1 protein-coding gene is annotated in these 562 nt (G+C 65.3%); it reads right to left on the bottom strand.

Annotated elements, in window-relative coordinates:
• Positions 1-562, bottom strand: a 562-nt coding sequence (locus AC1DTN_RS38785; protein WP_477925538.1) for a 3-hydroxyacyl-CoA dehydrogenase family protein, incomplete at both ends; no start/stop codon positions are given.

Below are 562 nucleotides of genomic sequence, written 5' to 3'. Positions count from 1 at the left end.
CTTGTCGCCCGAGGGCACGTACTCCCCCTTGGCCAGGTCGAAGCGCAGGATGTCGCGCCCCACCTTCTTGAAGAAGCCGCCCTTCGTCTTCTGTCCGAGATGGCCCAGTTCGAGCAGCTTCGCCAGCACCGGCGGCGTCGAGAAGTTGGCGTAGAACGGATCGGTCTCGGCGCTCAGGTTGTCCTGCAGCGTCTTCACGACATGGGCCATGGTGTCCAGGCCGACCACGTCGGCGGTGCGGAAGGTGCCCGAACTCGCGCGACCCAGCTTCTTGCCGGTGAGGTCATCCACCACATCGGGCGTGAGGCCGAATTTCTCGACCTCCTTCAAGGTCGCCAGCATGCCGGCGATGCCGACGCGGTTGGCAATGAAGTTGGGTGTGTCGTGTGCGCGCACCACGCCCTTGCCGAGCGCGCTGGTGACGAAGGTTTCGAGCTGGTCCAGCACCCGCGGCTCGGTGGTCGGCGTGTTGATCAACTCGACCAGGAACATGTAGCGCGGCGGGTTGAAGAAGTGGATGCCGCAGAAGCGCGGCTTCAGCGCCTCCGGCAGGGCCTCGCTC

It is taken from the genome of Rhizobium sp. 01T444 (genome assembly GCF_056398305.1).
Note: the sequence above shows the minus strand (reverse complement) of the source record. Positions and strands in the feature narration are given on the sequence as shown.